The following is an 18,033-nucleotide window of genomic DNA, read 5'->3' as shown; positions in this document are numbered from 1 at the left end:
TATGCAAAAAGACCAAACTAGAGATAAGGTTAACGGCGAGGATAATAACAATTAAAGAAGGGATGGAAATAATAAATAACCAAATGGACTAACCTGTTTTAGTTATCATTCTTAGCGATAAAACCGATTAAGTAACTTTTTGAAATTGTTAAATAAAAACCATATAAAACCGCTGTTAATGCAAGCTCAGGCTTCAGAGCCGTTTTAGTTAATGCGAAAAATTGTGCTTTCCGGTACTATGCGGCGGTTTTTTCCGCATTACTGAGAGCGATCATGTCCACCACACTGTTTAAAGATTTCACCTTCGAAGCTGCCCACCACCTCCCGCATGTTCCTGCAGGACACAAATGCGGCCGACTGCACGGGCATTCGTTTATGGTGCGTCTTGAGATCACCGGTGAAGTTGATCCGCATACCGGTTGGATCATGGATTTTGCCGAGCTGAAGGCTGCATTCAAACCGACTTACGATCGTCTGGATCACTACTACCTGAACGATATCCCGGGTCTTGAAAACCCGACCAGCGAAGTGCTGGCGAAATGGATTTGGGATCAGATGAAACCGCAGGTTCCGCTGCTGAGCGCGGTGATGATCAAAGAGACCTGTACGGCAGGCTGCGTGTATCGCGGCGAGTGATGCTTGCCGGGTGGCGGCTTCGCCTTACCCGGCCTACGAAAGCCTCGAAACCCCGGCCCGGAAAGCGCTAACGCCACCGGGCTTTTTTTCAGGCGATATTCAGATATTTGTGCGTCTGCATCGACAGGCGCCAGTTGCGCGCAATGCAGGTTTCAATGCACAGGCGCGTCGCGTCCTCTTTCTGGCTGATAGGCTGCAGGGCGATCACCCGCTGCTTTTCATCCGTCAGCGTCGCCAGCAGTTCATCCAGCGCTTCGATATCACGCACGCGTCCCACCGGATGCTTAATCTCATCCGCGCGCTCCAGCGCCTGAGACAGCACATCGTATCCGCCGCGCATATTCACTTTCGGCGATACCGTCACCCAGGTGGTATGCGAGCAACGCACTTCATGGGTGCCGCTGGTTTCAATCTGACAGCTGTAGCCGTTCTTTTCGAGCAGCTCGGTCAGCGGGGTCAGATCGTGAATGCAGGGTTCGCCGCCGGTGATCACCACGTGGCGCGCCGTCCAGCCCTGACGACCAATGATGGCCAGCAGATCTTCTGAACTGCCCGCGCCCCACTTATCGCTCTCTTTGGTTTTCGCCAGAATGCTAAACAGCGACACTTCCCGATCTGCGAGCTTATCCCACGTATGTTTGGTATCACACCAGGCACAGCCAACCGGGCATCCCTGTAAACGGATAAAGATAGCGGGAACGCCGGTAAAGTAACCCTCGCCTTGCAGGGTCTGGAACATCTCGTTAATCGGGTACTGCATAGTCATCTCAGTAAAGGGGATAAACGATAAGTATCGCAGATCCCCGCCGGATGGTCATGCTCCATCGGTGCTTTGCGCGTCAATCGCCGCCATAAACCGTTCGGTAATTTGCTGTGGGCGGGTGATCGCGCCGCCGACGACAACCGTATGCGCGCCCAGCGCCAGACACCTGGCCGCACGCTCGGGCGTATCCACGTTGCCTTCAGCCACCACGGGAATCGTGACGGCCGCCAGCACCGCCTTGAGGAACGCACAGTCATTTTCCGGAAGAGCATGGCCCGCGGTGTCCGCCGTATAGCCATAAAGCGTGGTGCCGACGCAATCAAAACCTAACGCCTGCGCCGTTACGGCTTCCGCTGTTGAGGAAATATCCGCCATCAGCAATACCGTGGGGTAGCGTGCGCGGATACGCGTGACCAGGGCTTCCAGCGATTCACCGCCGGGGCGTGCCCGCGCCGTCGCATCAAGCGCGATGATCTCCGGAGAGACGGTCATAAGCTCATCCACTTCTGTCATCGTCGCGGTGATAAACACCTCGCTGTTGGCATAATCCCGCTTGATGATGCCGATAACCGGCAACGACACCTGCTGTTTAATGGCCACGATATCCACTACGCTGTTGGCGCGTATGGCGGCGGCTCCGCCCTGCGCCGCTGCCAGCGCCATTCGCGACATAATAAACGGGCTATGCAGGGGTTCGTTTTCCAGCGCCTGACAGGAGACGACCAGTTTTCCCTTCAGGGTATCCAGTACAGTTTTCATTACGATAAGATCTCTTCCACTTCGTTTTTGATAATCGTGACGTGCGGGCCATAGATGACCTGAACACCGTTTCCGCGCACGATAACGCCGCGCGCGCCGGTGGCTTTCAGCGCCGCGTCATTCACTTTGCTGCCGTCTTTTACCGTGACGCGAAGACGCGTGGCACAGCAGTCCACCTCTTCCAGATTGTCTTTTCCGCCTAATCCGGCAATCACCGCCGCGGCGCGATCGCTTTGCGGGAGAGTCACCTCGTCAGACATCGTCTCCTTTTCACGGCCCGGCGTGGCAAAATCAAAGCGGTTAATCAGGTAGCGGAACGTGAAGTAGTAGAGGAAGAACCACGGCACGCCGACCAGCGGAACGAACATCCAGTGGGTTTTGGCCTCCCCCTGCAAAATGCCGAACAGCACGAAGTCGATAAAACCGCCGGAGAAGGTTTGCCCGATGGTGATATGCAGCATGTGCGCCAGCATGAATGCCAGCCCGTCAAACAGCGCATGGATGACGTACAGCACCGGTGCGATAAACAGGAAGGAGAACTCGATGGGCTCAGTGATCCCGGTCAGGAACGAGGTCAACGCCGCTGAAAGTAACAGCCCGGCAACGCGTTTTTTGTTCTCGGGTTTTGCCGTGTGGTACATCGCCAGACATGCTCCGAGCAGGCCAAACATCATCGTAATAAAGCGCCCGGACATGAAGCGTGACGTACCTTCATAGAACTGACGCGTCGCAGGGTCGGCCAGCTGGGCGAAGAAAATTCGCTGTGTGCCTTCTACAAGGTGACCGTTGACCATCTCACTGCCGCCGAGCGCGGTGGTCCAGAACGGCAGATAGAAGATGTGGTGCAGCCCAAACGGGCCCAGCATGCGTAGAATAAAGCCGTACAGCAGCGTCCCCAGATAACCGGTGGCATCCACCAGCCCGCCCAGACCAAAAATCAGTTTCTGAAAATGCGGCCAGACCACGGTCATTGCGGCCCCGACGAGGATCGCCGCCAGGGAGCTGATAATGGGAACAAAACGTGAGCCGCCAAAGAACCCGAGAAACTGCGGAAGCGCAATCTTATTAAACCGATGATGAAGCGCGCAGGTCACCAGTCCAATCACCACGCCGCCAAACACGCCGGTTTCCAGCGTCTGAATGCCCAGCGTCATGCCCTGTCCCACGGCTCCCGGGTTCTCGTGCGCCAGCTTGCCGGTGAGGATCAGCAGCGCGTTGATGGTGGCATTCATCACCAGAAATGCGAGTAACGCCGCCAGCCCAGCCGTACCCTTATCACTTTTGGCCAGCCCGACGGCCACCCCAACGGCAAACAGCACCGGGAGGTTCGCAAAGACGATTGAACCTGCGCTGCTCATGATGGTGAAAATCGCCTGTAGCCAGCCCACATCTAAAAACGGATAAGCCGTCAGCGTATTAGGATTCGATAGCGCGCCGCCGATTCCCAGCAGCAGACCCGCCGCAGGCAACACGGCGATGGGCAACATGAAGGATTTGCCAAAGCGCTGCGCTTTTTCAAACCATCCGCCCGAAGAAGCCCCACTGAACATTTGCATCATTTTTTCATCCCTCTTTTTATAGATGAAAATTTTTACCATATTAATATTTACTAGTGAAAATTATCATCATAAACCAGGAGCCCGATCATACTTTTTCGAAATGACTGGCATCTTTCCCCCGCTTTCCGCCACACTAGGCGCAGAGAAACGCATTAAGGACGTGGCATGTCGGATCATGAAAACCTGCTGCTGAAGCTCCGCCAGGAGGCTTCCGGGTACAGCCCAACACAACAAAAACTCGGTGAGTTTGTCCTCAGCGATCCTGCCCGGGTGCTCTACCTGACGATCACCGAGCTGGCCCGCGAAAGCCATACCAGCGAGGCCAGCGTCACGCGTCTTTGCCGCACGCTGGGCTGCAAGGGCTATAACGAATTTAAGATGGCGCTTGCGCTGGATATTCAGCAGGGCCAGCCCGCGCGTCAGGCCGGGGACGAAATTGATAACGTCGTGGAGGAATCGGTGCAGGCTTTGCAGGATACCGCCCGACTCCTCGACCGCGCGCTGCTGGAAAAGGCCGCGCTGGCGCTGCATCAGGCACAGTCCGTGCAGATTTACGGCGTTGCGGCCAGCGCCATACTCGGGGAGTATCTGCACTATAAGCTGCTGCGGCTGGGCAAACCGGCGCAGCTGTTTAGCGATATGCACCGCGCGGCCATGAATGCGACCACGCTTTCAAAAGAGACCCTGGTGGTGGCCATCTCCAGCTCCGGTTCAACGCGGGATTTGCTCCACGTGGTGAAACTGGCCCGCAAGCGCGGCGTTACGGTGCTGGCGCTCAGCAATACGCCACGTAGCCCGCTGGCGTCCCTGAGCGATATGCAATTGGTGGCCGCCAAACCGGAGGGACCACTGAGCGCAGGTGCGCTCAATGCTAAGGTTGGGGTTATGCTGCTGGTTGAGCTGCTGACCACATCCATGATTGCGCTGGACGGTCATTACGGGGACGTTAGCCAGCAAACCGCCAGCGCCACGCTTCCTCTGTTACTCTGAAAACCCTTCGCAGGCTAAATAAAATAGCCTGCGGTTAATATCATCTGATTTGCGTTAAGCTCTATTTAAATGATTTATCCGGTAAATGTTTGGTGTAACAAACTATTTTATTAATTACATTTTGAATTATGCTTAACACGCTGACAAAACCATTTAAATCACTTTAATATCAAACAATTAAAAGATAATAATTAATAAATTGAATTTTTATCCCAGCCGCAATGTCCAATATCTCCACCTGATTTCTTTTCCTTAAAATAAGCTTAAGAGGCCGTCGGTTTCGGCGTTTTATTATTTAAATGCCGTTTACTTTTGCACGCCTACAATCCGCCTCATCAATCATAATGAGACGGTATTAATGAAGATGTTAATGATTACAGGCGTGACGGGGTTTCTGGGCGGTGCAGTACTGGAAAAAGTGCTAACCGGCGATCAATCCGTGAAACTGCTTTTGCTCGCGCGAGCCGGCGATGCGCAGAGCGGGCTGGAGCGGGTGCTGGAGAACCTGCGCAAGTTTAACGTTCCCGAAGATAAACTGGCCTCCCTGAGTGTGGAGAATATCCTTATTGGAGATCTCAGCCAGCCGGAAGCCTTTCTGAACGATCCGCGTCTAGATCAGGTCACACATGTCGTTAACTGTGCGGCCGTTGCCTCATTTGGAAATAACCCGCTGATCTGGAAGGTCAACGTAGAAGGTACCCTGGCGCTGGCGCGCCGCATGGAGCAGGTTTCAACGCTACAGCGTTTCCTCCACGTCGGCACGGCTATGTCATGCACGCCAGAACAGGATTCCCTGGTCGCCGAAAGCGCTGAATTCAGAGAGAATGCTGAACATCTGGTGGAATACACCTGGTCGAAGTCAACCATCGAACAGCTGATGCGCCAGGCGTGTCCAGACCTGCCGCTGCTTATTGCCCGTCCGTCCATCGTTGTCGGCCATACCCGCCACGGCTGCACGCCATCGAGCAGCATTTTCTGGGTCTTTAGCATGGGTCTGATGCTGCAGAAGTTTATGTGCTCCATGGAAGACCGAATCGACGTTGTTCCGGTGGACTACTGCGCCGATGCGTTGTTAATGCTGCTTCACAGCAACGCTCGTTCGGGGGAAGTGGTGCATATTTCGGCGGGTGAAGAGAACAGCGTTCGCTTTGCGGATATTGATAATGCGATGGCGCAGGCGCTGGAGAAAGCCCCCGTGGGTGATAAATATGCGCAGGTCAGCTACGAAACGCTGGTCAGAATGCGCCGCGAGCTGAAGGACATTTTTGGCCCGTGCAATGAACGTCTGATGCTCAAAGCCATGCGGTTATACGGTGCGTTCGCCACGCTTAACGTGCGCTTTAGCAACGACAAGCTGTTAAGCATGGGGATGCCGAAACCACCCCGGTTTACGGATTATATCGCCCGCTGCGTGCAAACCACCCGGGGGCTGAGCATACCGGAACAAATGGCGGTCGACTTCAAATAGACAAAAAAAATGCCAGTCATTCGACTGGCATTTTCATTCTAAGGCTTAAGCAATTATGCCTGGCCTTTGATCTCTTTACGGCCGTTGTATGGTGCTTTTTCGCCCAGCGCTTCTTCGATACGAATCAGCTGGTTGTATTTAGCAACACGGTCAGAACGGCTCATAGAACCGGTTTTGATCTGGCCTGCAGCAGTACCCACAGCCAGGTCGGCAATGGTAGCGTCTTCAGTTTCGCCAGAACGGTGAGAGATAACAGCGGTGTAGCCAGCGTCTTTCGCCATTTTGATCGCAGCCAGAGTTTCGGTCAGAGAACCGATCTGGTTGAATTTGATCAGGATGGAGTTAACGATGCCTTTCTCGATGCCTTCTTTCAGGATCTTGGTGTTGGTTACGAACAGGTCGTCACCAACCAGCTGGATTTTGTCGCCCAGTACTTTGGTCTGGTATGCGAAACCAGTCCAGTCAGACTCGTCCAGACCGTCTTCGATAGACACGATTGGGTACTGTTTGGTCAGGTCTTCCAGGAAGTGAGTGAACTCTTCGGAGGTGAACGCTTTGTTGCCTTCGCCAGCCAGAACGTATTTACCGTCTTTGTAGAATTCAGATGCTGCACAGTCCATCGCCAGGGTGATGTCTTTGCCCAGCTCGTAGCCCGCTGCTTTTACCGCTTCTGCGATAACAGCCAGAGCTTCTGCGTTAGAACCCAGGTTTGGCGCATAGCCACCTTCGTCACCCACAGCGGTGTTCATGCCTTTCGCTTTCAGCACTTTCGCCAGATTGTGGAATACTTCAGAACCCATACGAACCGCTTCTTTCAGGGATTTCGCGCCAACTGGCTGAATCATGAATTCCTGAATATCAACGTTGTTGTCTGCGTGCTCACCACCGTTGATGATATTCATCATTGGTACAGGCATGGAGTATTTGCCTGGGGTGCCGTTCAGCTCAGCGATGTGCTCGAACAGTGGCATACCTTTAGCAGCTGCAGCCGCTTTGGCGTTCGCCAGGGAAACCGCCAGAATGGCGTTTGCACCGAAGTTAGATTTGTTTTCAGTACCGTCCAGATCGATCATGATCTTGTCGATGCCAGCCTGGTCTTTGGCGTCTTTGCCAATGATTGCCTGAGCAATCGGACCGTTTACAGCGCCAACCGCTTTCAGTACGCCTTTACCCAGGAAGCGAGATTTGTCGCCATCGCGCAGTTCCAGCGCTTCGCGGGAACCGGTAGAAGCACCTGATGGAGCAGCAGCCATACCAACGAAACCACCTTCCAGGTGAACTTCGGCTTCAACGGTCGGGTTACCACGGGAGTCGATGATTTCACGACCGATGACTTTAACGATTTTGGACATTAGATTTTCCTCAGTACAAGTTAAACTAAAACTCCAGACAAACAACGCGTACCAAAGGTACGCGTTGCCGTTCTAACTTTTTTTACTTCGCCTGACGCTTCTGGTAGTCGCTGGCGGCTTTCACGAAGCCTGCAAACAGCGGATGCCCGTCGCGTGGCGTTGAAGTAAATTCCGGGTGGAACTGGCAGGCAACAAACCACGGATGATTTGGCACTTCGATGATCTCGACTAACTGATCATCCCCGGAGCGGCCCGCAACACGCAGACCCGCAGCTTCAATTTGTTTCAACAACATGTTGTTGACTTCATAGCGGTGACGATGGCGCTCGGTGATGACCGGCTCGCCATACAGCTTGCGAACCACGCTATCGTCAGTCAGCTGGCACGCCTGTGCGCCAAGACGCATGGTGCCACCCAGATCGCTCTTCTCGGTACGGACTTCGACGTTACCTTCTTCGTCACGCCATTCAGTGATAAGCGCCACCACAGGGTACTTACAGTCTGGCACAAATTCCGTAGAGTTCGCGTTTTCCATTCCCGCTACGTTGCGCGCAAATTCGATCAGCGCAACCTGCATACCCAGACAGATGCCGAGGTATGGAATATTGTTTTCACGCGCATAGCGCGCGGTGGCGATCTTGCCTTCTACACCACGGTAGCCGAAGCCGCCAGGGATAAGGATAGCATCCAGATCTTTCAGGATTTCAACGCCACGCGTTTCAACATCCTGTGAATCAATCAGCTTGATGTTCACGGAGACACGGTTCTTCAGACCACCGTGTTTCAGCGCTTCAATCACTGACTTATAGGCATCTGGCAGCTCGATGTACTTGCCAACCATACCGATAGTCACTTCGCCTGCCGGATTGGCTTCTTCGTAAATAACCTGTTCCCATTCAGACAGGTTAGCTTCCGGACAGTTCAAGCTGAATCGTTTACAAATATAATCGTCCAGGCCCTGCGATTTCAACAGGCCCGGGATTTTATAAATGGAATCGACATCTTTCATTGAAATAACGGCTTTTTCTGGCACGTTACAGAACAATGCAATTTTCGCACGTTCGTTCGCCGGAACCGCACGGTCAGAACGGCAAACCAGGATGTCTGGCTGAATACCAATGGAGAGCAGTTCTTTTACAGAGTGCTGCGTCGGCTTGGTTTTCACTTCACCTGCAGCGGCCATGTAAGGCACCAGGGTCAGGTGCATGAACAGCGCGTGTTCACGGCCAATGTCTACCGCCAGCTGACGAATCGCTTCCAGGAACGGCAGGGATTCGATGTCACCCACGGTCCCGCCGATTTCAACCAGCACCACGTCGTGGCCTTCGCCACCCGCCACAATGCGTTCTTTGATAGCGTTAGTGATGTGCGGAATAACCTGAACGGTGGCACCCAGGTAGTCACCACGGCGCTCTTTACGCAGAACGTCGGAGTAAATACGGCCCGTCGTGAAGTTGTTACGACGGGTCATTTTGGTGCGGATGAAACGCTCGTAGTGGCCAAGATCCAGATCGGTTTCAGCGCCGTCTTCAGTAACGAACACTTCCCCGTGTTGGATTGGGCTCATGGTGCCCGGATCGACGTTGATGTACGGATCCAGTTTCATCATGGTCACATTGAGGCCACGGGCTTCAAGAATGGCTGCGAGGGAGGCTGCGGCAATGCCTTTACCCAGAGAGGATACGACCCCGCCGGTCACAAAAATATAGTTCGTTGTCATGCTGAACCTGAGAAGTTAGGGTGAAACGATGGAATAACCAGGACGGGAAAGTAGTATACCCGAACACGGCGAGCGCCACAAACTTTCATTCTCCGTCTCCATTCCAGGCCATGACAAACATAAGGAGTGAGAAAATAGCCCCTTTTGGGTAAATGTTTTTGACGTAAATCAAGCGCTTGTCATTTAAAAAATCACACAAATTGCGCTTGATCGCAAAATTCCGTTAGAGATCAGATTCCTGGCGTTTTACTTCCTGCCAGACTTCTTCCATGGCTTCGAGGTCAATTCCGCTCATTTCCAGGCCCCGCGAGGCCACAATCCGCTCGACTTCGCGAAAGCGTCGTTCGAATTTTATGTTCGCTTTTTGCAGGGCGGTTTCCGCTTTTACACCCAGGTGGCGCGAAAGGTTGACGGTCGCAAACAGCAGGTCGCCCATCTCCTCTTCGAGCTTTGCTTCATCCACCACCGCCTGCTGCGCTTCGTGCATCACTTCGTCAATCTCTTCGTGCACTTTGTCCAGCACCGGGCCAAGCGAGGTCCAGTCAAAACCGACGGCGGAGCAGCGTTTTTGAATTTTATGCGCGCGCATCAGCGCGGGCAGGCTCATCGGGATGTCATCCAGCGCAGAGTGCTGGGATTTTTCTGCCCGTTCGGCGCTTTTGATTTGCTCCCAGCGGGCCAGGACTTCGCTGCTGTTCCCTGCCGTGGCGTCACCGAAAATATGGGGATGACGGCGCTCCAGCTTGTCGCTGATGGCGGCGCAGATATCGTCAAAGTTAAAGCGCCCTTCTTCCTGCGCCATTTGCGCATAGAACACCACCTGGAACAGTAGATCGCCCAGCTCGCCGCGCAGGTCGTCAAAATCTTCACGGGAAATGGCGTCCAGTACCTCGTAGGTCTCTTCAAGGGTGTACGGAGCGATGGTGGCGAAAGTCTGCTCTTTGTCCCACGGGCAGCCGTTTTCCGGGTCGCGCAGGCGTTTCATGATGCCGAGCAGGCGGTCGATTTGCGTCATAATCTGTTCCATTAAAAAACAAGCCGGGTGGCGGCAAAGCCTTACCCGGCCTACATAAGAAAGTGCAGTTAACCGCCGTGCAGACGACGCGCGTCAATCACATCCGGCACCTGGTTCAGTTTACCGAGCACGCGGCCCAGCACCTGCAGGTTGTAGATTTCGATGGTCATATCAATGGTGGCAAGCTGCTCGCGGGTATCGCTGCGGCTGGCGACGCCCAGCACGTTGACCTTCTCGTTGGCAAGAATGGTGGTAATGTCGCGCAACAGACCGCTGCGGTCGTTCGCGGTGACGCGAACCACCAGCGAGTAACCGGCGGAATAGCTCTCGCCCCAGACCGCTTCCACAATGCGCTCCGGTGCGTGAGACTGCAGCTCGGCAAGCTGATCGCAGTCGGAACGGTGAATCGAGATCCCGCGCCCCTGAGTGATAAAACCGACGATGTCGTCACCCGGAATAGGCTGGCAGCAGCGGGCAATGTGGTGCATCAGATTGCCCACGCCCTCGACCACCACGCGACCGTTGTCTTTGCTGCGCTGCTGCGGCGCATAGGTTTTTTGCTGCAGCTGCTTCAGCGCCGCCGCGTCCTGCTCTTCCGCGCTTGGCTTATTAAACTGCGCCTGCAGGAAATTCACCATTTGATTCAGACGGATATCACCGCCGCCAATGGCCGCTAACAGCTCATCAAGCTCGTTGAAGTTGTAGCGCGGCAGCAGGAATTTCTCCGCCTCTTTCAGGCTTATCCCGATGTGCTCCAGCTCGTCGTCAAGGATCTGGCGACCGGCAAGGATATTCTTGTCACGATCCTGTTTACGGAACCAGGCGTGAATCTTCGAGCGCCCGCGGCTGGTGGTGACATACCCCAGGTTTGGGTTAAGCCAGTCCCGGCTCGGGTTGGGCTGCTTCTGGGTAATGATTTCAATCTGGTCGCCCATCTGCAGCTGATAGGTGAACGGTACGATGCGTCCGCCAATTTTGGCCCCGATGCAGCGGTGCCCCACATCGCTGTGGATGTGGTAGGCAAAATCGAGCGGCGTAGAGCCGGCCGGCAGGTCGACAACGTCCCCTTTCGGGGTAAAGACATACACCCGGTCGTCAAAGACCTGGCTGCGCACTTCGTCGAGCATCTCGCCGGAGTCGGCCATCTCTTCCTGCCACGCAATCAGCTTACGCAACCAGGCAATACGGTCTTCGTGACCAGAACGCGCCCCACCGGAGGTGCCTTCTTTGTACTTCCAGTGCGCGGCGACGCCCAGCTCAGCGTCTTCGTGCATCTGTTTGGTGCGGATCTGAATCTCGACCGTTTTCCCACCCGGACCAAGCACAACAGTATGGATAGACTGGTAGCCGTTCGGTTTGGGGTTGGCGACATAGTCATCGAACTCGTCCGGCAGATGGCGGAAGTGAGTGTGCACTATCCCCAGCGCGGCGTAGCAGTCCTGCAGACGCTCCGCCACGATACGCACGGCGCGCACGTCAAACAGCTCGTCAAAGGCGAGGTGTTTCTTCTGCATTTTGCGCCAGATGCTATAGATGTGCTTAGGACGGCCGTAGACTTCGGCGCGCACGTTCTCTTCTTTCATCGCCTGGCGTAAACCGCCGACAAAATCCTCAATATAGTGCTCGCGGTCGATACGGCGCTCGTGCAGGAGTTTGGCAATGCGTTTGTATTCCGCCGGATGCAGGTAACGGAAGCAGTAGTCTTCCAGCTCCCATTTGAGCTGACCAATCCCTAAGCGGTTCGCCAGAGGAGCATAGATGTTGGTACACTCTTTGGCCGCCAGCACGCGCTCGTCTTCCGGCGCATCCTTGACCTCGCGCAGGTGGGCAATACGCTCGGCGAGCTTGATGACCACGCAGCGGAAATCATCCACCATGGCCAGCAGCATCCGGCGGACGTTATCGACCTGTTCTGAGGAGACGGAGTCAGTATGCGCGGCTTTGAGCTGGCGGATGGCCGCCATATCTCGCACGCCGTGGATCAGCGCGACAACGGATTTTCCGACGCTGTCGCGCAGCACCTCTTCGGTGACCACGTCCGCATCGGCAAGGGGGAAGAGCAGCGCGGCCTGCAGCGTTTCGATGTCCATGTTCAACATAGACAAAATTTCAACCATCTCCACGCCGCGCCACAGGAGAAGATCGGCGTCAGGATGCCCCTGCGTGGTGCGCAGACAATAGGCCCAGGTTTCGGTTAAGCGTTCACACGACTGCTGGCTGGAAATTCCCAGACTTGCGATCCATTTTTGTGGGTCAAATTCCCCAGCTTTATTGAGATGTGCACTTCTTACCGCAACCATTGTCCTCTCCTTTAGGGACCTGGGCCTGTCGAAGTCGACAAGCCAAACTCATTATATATGTTCGAACAACACCATGGATTCCAGATGCCCAGTGTGCGGGAACATGTCCATCATTGCCAGACGCTGAATCTGGTAACCCGCGCTGACTAATGCCTCGCTATCACGGGCAAGCGTTGCCGGGTTACAGGAAACATAGACCACACGCTTTGGCGCGAGTTTAATAATATGCTGCATTACACCCGGGGCGCCTGCACGCGCCGGGTCGAGAAGAATTTTATCAAAGCCCTGCTTAGCCCACGGCTGTTGAGTGACATCTTCCTCAAGATTTTGATGAAAGAATGTCACATTTTGCAAGCCGTTCTGTTGTGCGTTCTCCCGCCCTTTCGCCACCAGCGCCTCGACACCTTCGACGCCCACGACGCTGGCCGCGTTGCGGGCCAGCGGCAGGGTGAAGTTGCCCATTCCGCAGAACAGGTCAAGCACCCGATCGCTTTTCTGAACATCCAGCCACCCCAGCGCTTTCTCGACCATCTGCTGGTTAACGCCATCATTCACCTGAATGAAATCCCGTGGACTGAACGTTAAGCGTAGCCCGTTTGACGCATACCAGGGTGCATCACCGGTAACCTGCTCAAGTATCTCGCTTTGTGGTGCAAGGAAAAGCGCCAGGTCGTGGGAATGCGAAAAGCGTTCCAGTTTTTCGCGGTCTTTTTTCGATAACGGCGCCGTATGGCGCAGCACCATCAGCGGGCCATTGTTTGCCATAACCAGTTCGACATGCCCGAGGTGACGAACGCCGTCCAGCCCGGAGAGGCAGGTGCGCACGTCCGGCAGCAATGCCTCAAGTTGGGGCACCAAAATGGGGCACTGCTTCACGTCAACGATGTCGCTGGATCCGGCCTTGCGAAACCCCATCTCCAGATGCGCCGTTTTTGGCTGATAGCTCAGACTCAGACGTGCACGGCGGCGGTAGCCCCATGGCTCACCGGCAATGACCTCGTTCACTTCATGTTTAAGCAGACGCGCCAGGGCGTTGCTTTTACTTTTTTGCTGTAATTCTGTGCTTGCATGCTGTTGCTGGCAGCCGCCACAGACGCCAAAATGCGCACAGCGAGGCTTCACACGCTCCGGGCTGTCGTTGAGACGACGCTTAATCTGCCCCCGTGCGAACTGACGTTTGTCTTCCGTCAGTGTAATTTCTGCTCGTTCTGTTGGCAGTAAACCTGTTATAAACAGAGCCTTACCATTGTGACGCGCCACACCCTGGCCAAACGGATCCAGGTCCGTGGCTTCAACAGTGATGATTTGACGCGTCGTCACGCGTCGCTTTGCAGAGTAGAATTGCGCCATCGCCGAGATTTTTCTCACATAAACATAATTATCTTAATTGTCCCATAACGGAACGCCATGACCAACTACAGCCTGCGCGCGCGCATGATGATTTTGATCCTCGCCCCCACCGTTCTCATCGGTTTGCTGCTGAGTATCTTTTTTGTGGTGCACCGCTATAACGATTTGCAGCGACAACTGGAAGATGCAGGCGCCAGCATCATCGAACCGCTTGCCGTCTCCAGCGAGTACGGCATGAACCTGCAAAACCGCGAATCCATTGGTCAGTTAATCAGCGTACTCCACCGCCGGCACTCAGACATCGTACGCGCCATTTCCGTTTACGACGAACACAACCGGCTGTTTGTCACCTCGAATTTTCATCTTGATCCGGCGGCCCTGAAGATCCCGGACGGTACGCCCTTCCCGCGCCATCTCACCGTTTTGCGGCGCGGCGATATCATGATCCTGCGTACGCCCATCGTGTCGGAAAGCTATTCCCCGGATGAGTCCGCGCAATCCGATGCCAAATCCAGCGATAACATGCTGGGATATGTGGCGCTGGAGCTGGATCTCAAGTCGGTCCGGCTACAGCAGTACAAAGAAATTTTTATCTCTGGCGTGATGATGCTGTTCTGCATCGGCATTGCGCTGATCTTCGGCTGGCGCCTGATGCGCGATGTGACGGGGCCTATCCGTAACATGGTCAACACGGTTGACCGCATCCGCCGGGGACAGCTCGACAGCCGGGTGGAAGGCTTTATGCTGGGCGAGCTGGATATGCTGAAAAACGGCATCAACTCAATGGCGATGTCGCTGGCGGCGTACCACGAAGAGATGCAGCATAATGTGGACCAGGCCACGTCCGACCTGCGCGAAACGCTGGAGCAGATGGAGATCCAGAACGTTGAGCTGGATCTGGCGAAAAAGCGTGCTCAGGAAGCGGCACGTATTAAATCAGAATTCCTTGCCAATATGTCGCACGAGCTGCGTACACCGCTCAATGGCGTGATCGGCTTTACCCGCCTGACCCTGAAAAGCGAGCTGAACCCGACTCAGCGCGATCACCTGCACACCATTGAACGCTCGGCCAACAACCTGCTGGCAATCATCAACGACGTACTGGACTTCTCCAAGCTGGAAGCGGGCAAGCTTATCCTGGAGAGTATTCCGTTCCCGCTGCGCAGTACGCTTGATGAAGTGGTGACGCTGCTCGCGCACTCGTCCCACGATAAAGGCCTTGAGCTGACGCTGAACATTAAAAACGACGTGCCGGATAACGTCATTGGCGATCCGCTGCGCCTGCAGCAGGTCATTACCAACCTCGTCGGGAATGCCATTAAGTTCACTGAAAGCGGCAACATCGACATCCTGGTCGAAAAGCGCTCGATCAGCAGCAACAAGGTGCAGATTGAAGTCCAGATCCGCGATACGGGCATCGGTATTCCGGAGCGGGATCAGTCGCGTCTGTTCCAGGCGTTCCTACAGGCCGACGCCAGTATCTCCCGCCGTCATGGCGGTACTGGCCTGGGTCTGGTGATCACGCAACGACTGGTGAACGAGATGGGGGGCGATATCTCTTTCCACAGCCAGCCGAACCGTGGCTCAACCTTCTGGTTCCATATCAATCTGGACCTCAACCCGAACGTGCTGACCGATGGCCCGGTGACGGACTGTCTGAAAGGGAAGCGTCTGGCCTACGTTGAGCCGAACGCGGCAGCAGCGCAGTGTGCGCTCGATATTTTAAGCACCACGCCGCTGGAGGTGATCTACAGCCCCACCTTCTCCGCCCTTGCCGTTGAGCACTACGACATTCTGCTAATGGGCATCCCGGTCACCTTCACCGGCGAACTGACCATGCAGCAGGAGCGGCTGGCGAAGGCCGCGTCGATGACTGACTATCTGCTGCTGGCGCTGCCCTGCCATGCCCAGCTCAATGCCGAAGAGTTGAAAAATGACGGCGCCGCCGCGTGTCTGCTTAAGCCGCTCACCTCGACCCGCCTGCTGCCCGCGCTTACGGAGTATTGCCGTCTTAGCCAGCATGCCCTTCCGCTGATTGACGAAGAGCAAAAACTGCCGATGAGCGTGATGGCGGTAGATGATAATCCGGCCAACCTGAAGCTCATTGGCGCACTGCTTGAAGACCAGGTACAGCATGTTGAGCTGTGTACCAGCGGCGCGCAGGCGGTTGAACAGGCTAAGCAGATGCAGTTTGATTTAATCCTGATGGATATTCAGATGCCGGGCATGGATGGCATTCGTGCCTGCGAGCTGATCCACCAGCTGCCGCACCAGCAGCAAACCCCGGTGATTGCGGTCACCGCCCATGCGATGGCTGGCCAGAAAGAGAAGCTGCTGAGCGCCGGGATGAATGATTATCTGGCGAAGCCAATCGATGAAGAGAAACTTCACAACCTGCTGTTACGCTATCAGCCGGGTCATATTGGCGGAACGTACACGGTGTCCAGTGAGCCGGTTGAGCTCAGCGTCAATCAGAACGCGACGTTTGACTGGCAGCTTGCGCTGCGCCAGGCGGCAGGTAAACCCGATTTAGCCCGCGAAATGCTGCAAATGCTGGTCGCGTTTCTGCCGGAAATTCGCAACAAGGTTGAAGAGCAACTGGTGGGTGAAAACCCGGAAGCGCTGCTGGAAGCGATCCACAAGCTGCACGGCAGCTGCGGCTACAGCGGTGTGCCGCGGCTGAAAAACCTCTGCCAGTTGCTGGAGCAGCAGTTGCGTGCAGGGACCCCGGAATCAGAGCTTGAACCGGAGTTCCTGGAGTTACTGGATGAAATGGATAATGTGACGCGGGAAGCGATGAAGGTGTTAGGGAACTGAGGTGGGTGCGGCTTGATTTTCCCCTCACCCCGGCGAGGGTGTATAAAGTCCCCTCTCCCCTTTGGGGAGAGGGTTAGGGTGAGGGGGGAAACTACATTCCCTGCCCCACTTTCAGCACCGCCGCGATATTCCTTGCCGCCATCCTGACGTTCTCGCTGGCATTTTCCAGTGCGTCTTCCAGCGAGCAGATGGTGTAGATCACGCTGAACACCGCATCAATGCCGTGATCGTGTACCACGCCAACGTCCGCCGTCAGGCTCCCTGCGATTCCGATGACGGGTTTGTTAAAGCGTTTCGCCACTTTCGCCACGCCCACCGGGACTTTGCCGTGGATCGTCTGGCTATCAATACGCCCTTCCCCCGTGATCACCAGATCCGCATCGGCCACCTGATCGGCCAGATGTAGCGCGTCGGTCACAATCTCAATACCCTGGCGCAACTGCGCGCCGCAAAAGGCGTACAGTGCGGCCCCCATGCCTCCCGCCGCGCCACCACCTGCCAGGTTCAGCACGTCGATATCCAGATCCCGGGCAATGACTCGCGCATACTGAGCAAGCGCGTTGTCCAGGGTGACGATCATTTCGGGTGTGGCCCCCTTTTGCGGACCAAATATGGCTGACGCCCCCTCCTTTCCGGTCAGGGGATTGGTGACGTCGCAGGCGACCTCAATCCGGCACTCCGCCAGACGTTGATCCAGACCACTCAGGTCGATTCGCGCGAGTTTTCCCAGCTCGCGCCCGCCCAGGCCAAGGGACTCTCCACTGGCATCCAGCAGTTTCGCGCCCAGCGCCTGCACCATTCCGGCTCCGCCGTCGTTGGTCGCGCTTCCCCCGATCCCGATGATGATATGCTTAACGCCTGCATCCAGAGCGTGGCGGATAAGTTCCCCCGTGCCCCAGGAGGTCGTTTTCAGCGGATCGCGCTGCGCAGGCGCAACGAGCTCCAGACCGCTTGCCGCCGCCATTTCAATAAAGGCGCTCTGCTCGTCACCCGAGATCCCGTAAAACCCTTCCACCCGCTCGCCCAGGGGACCGGTCACCGGAACATGCACCATTCGCCCCTGCGTTGCCGCGATCATCGCCTCAACCGTGCCTTCGCCACCGTCCGCAACCGGCAGCTTGACGTAAACCGCCTCGGGAAAGATCTCGCGGAAACCACGCTCTATCGCTGTCGCGACCTCGAGCGCACTTAAACTTTCCTTATACGAGTCCGGTGCGATAACAATTTTCATAAGCCATCCTTACGCATAGTCGTTACGTTAAGCATACACCACGTAAAGAACCGCTCGTGGGAGCGGTCCCATT

13 protein-coding genes are annotated in these 18,033 nt (G+C 55.4%); 4 read left to right on the top strand and 9 right to left on the bottom strand.

The genetic code is table 11. The annotated features are described in order from the left end of the window. The first annotated feature begins 273 nt into the window (after positions 1 to 273). Positions 274 to 636: a 6-carboxytetrahydropterin synthase QueD gene (gene queD / locus GM298_RS06340; RefSeq protein ID WP_025757064.1), complete on the top strand. Its 363-nt coding sequence runs from the start codon at positions 274 to 276 to the stop codon at positions 634 to 636. A gap of 88 nt (positions 637 to 724) precedes the next feature. Here the strand turns inward: queD and queE are convergent, their stop codons facing one another. Genes queE through GM298_RS06325 form a run of 3 tightly spaced genes read right to left on the bottom strand, consistent with a single transcriptional unit; the run spans position 725 to position 3,717 of the window. Next, positions 725 to 1,396, bottom strand: coding sequence for a 7-carboxy-7-deazaguanine synthase QueE (queE, locus tag GM298_RS06335; RefSeq protein ID WP_023309006.1), 672 nt, complete (start codon positions 1,394 to 1,396; stop codon positions 725 to 727). A gap of 54 nt (positions 1,397 to 1,450) precedes the next feature. Beyond that, positions 1,451 to 2,158: an N-acetylmannosamine-6-phosphate 2-epimerase gene (locus GM298_RS06330; protein WP_104557084.1), complete on the bottom strand. Its 708-nt coding sequence runs from the start codon at positions 2,156 to 2,158 to the stop codon at positions 1,451 to 1,453. Then, complete coding sequence (locus tag GM298_RS06325; protein WP_045286498.1) at positions 2,158 to 3,717, bottom strand: maltose/glucose-specific PTS transporter subunit IIC; 1,560 nt, start codon at positions 3,715 to 3,717, stop codon at positions 2,158 to 2,160. The genes GM298_RS06330 and GM298_RS06325 overlap by 1 nt, the downstream gene beginning before the upstream one ends. Positions 3,718 to 3,882: 165 nt before the next feature. Here GM298_RS06325 and GM298_RS06320 point away from each other — a divergent pair, with 165 nt between their 5' ends. Further along, the gene (locus tag GM298_RS06320; protein ID WP_025757061.1) at positions 3,883 to 4,707 is read left to right on the top strand and encodes a MurR/RpiR family transcriptional regulator; all 825 of its coding nucleotides are present in this window, start codon (positions 3,883 to 3,885) and stop codon (positions 4,705 to 4,707) included. 358 nt (positions 4,708 to 5,065) lie between these two features. Next, positions 5,066 to 6,175 (top strand): SDR family oxidoreductase, encoded by a 1,110-nt coding sequence (locus GM298_RS06315; RefSeq protein WP_266153796.1) that lies wholly within the window; start codon positions 5,066 to 5,068, stop codon positions 6,173 to 6,175. A gap of 53 nt (positions 6,176 to 6,228) precedes the next feature. On the opposite strand, the gene eno is transcribed toward GM298_RS06315, so the two are convergent. The 5 genes from eno to rlmD all read right to left on the bottom strand — a co-directional run bounded on the left by eno (position 6,229) and on the right by rlmD (position 13,912). Next, on the bottom strand, positions 6,229 to 7,527 hold the full coding sequence (eno, locus tag GM298_RS06310) for a phosphopyruvate hydratase (RefSeq protein WP_025757059.1): 1,299 nt from the start codon (positions 7,525 to 7,527) through the stop codon (positions 6,229 to 6,231). A gap of 82 nt (positions 7,528 to 7,609) precedes the next feature. After that, positions 7,610 to 9,247, bottom strand: coding sequence for a glutamine hydrolyzing CTP synthase (gene pyrG / locus GM298_RS06305; protein WP_025757058.1), 1,638 nt, complete (start codon positions 9,245 to 9,247; stop codon positions 7,610 to 7,612). A gap of 223 nt (positions 9,248 to 9,470) precedes the next feature. After that, positions 9,471 to 10,262, bottom strand: coding sequence for a nucleoside triphosphate pyrophosphohydrolase (mazG, locus tag GM298_RS06300; protein ID WP_047959371.1), 792 nt, complete (start codon positions 10,260 to 10,262; stop codon positions 9,471 to 9,473). Between the two features lie 68 nt (positions 10,263 to 10,330). Continuing rightward, a complete protein-coding gene (relA, locus tag GM298_RS06295) occupies positions 10,331 to 12,562 on the bottom strand; it encodes a GTP diphosphokinase (protein ID WP_045286483.1) in 2,232 nt (743 codons plus the stop codon). Between the two features lie 51 nt (positions 12,563 to 12,613). Further along, positions 12,614 to 13,912, bottom strand: a complete 1,299-nt coding sequence (gene rlmD, locus GM298_RS06290) for a 23S rRNA (uracil(1939)-C(5))-methyltransferase RlmD (RefSeq protein ID WP_266153795.1) — start codon at positions 13,910 to 13,912, stop codon at positions 12,614 to 12,616. A 57-nt stretch (positions 13,913 to 13,969) separates the two neighbouring features. Here rlmD and barA point away from each other — a divergent pair, with 57 nt between their 5' ends. Then, positions 13,970 to 16,729 (top strand): two-component sensor histidine kinase BarA, encoded by a 2,760-nt coding sequence (gene barA, locus GM298_RS06285; RefSeq protein ID WP_266153794.1) that lies wholly within the window; start codon positions 13,970 to 13,972, stop codon positions 16,727 to 16,729. Between the two features lie 91 nt (positions 16,730 to 16,820). Here the strand turns inward: barA and GM298_RS06280 are convergent, their stop codons facing one another. Next, the gene (locus GM298_RS06280) at positions 16,821 to 17,960 is read right to left on the bottom strand and encodes a glycerate kinase (RefSeq protein WP_025757054.1); all 1,140 of its coding nucleotides are present in this window, start codon (positions 17,958 to 17,960) and stop codon (positions 16,821 to 16,823) included. Positions 17,961 to 18,033: the final 73 nt, after the last annotated feature.

It is taken from the genome of Enterobacter sp. HSTU-ASh6 (assembly GCF_026319105.1).
Taxonomy (GTDB): Bacteria; Pseudomonadota; Gammaproteobacteria; order Enterobacterales; family Enterobacteriaceae; genus Enterobacter; species Enterobacter sichuanensis.
Note: the sequence above shows the minus strand (reverse complement) of the source record. Positions and strands in the feature narration are given on the sequence as shown.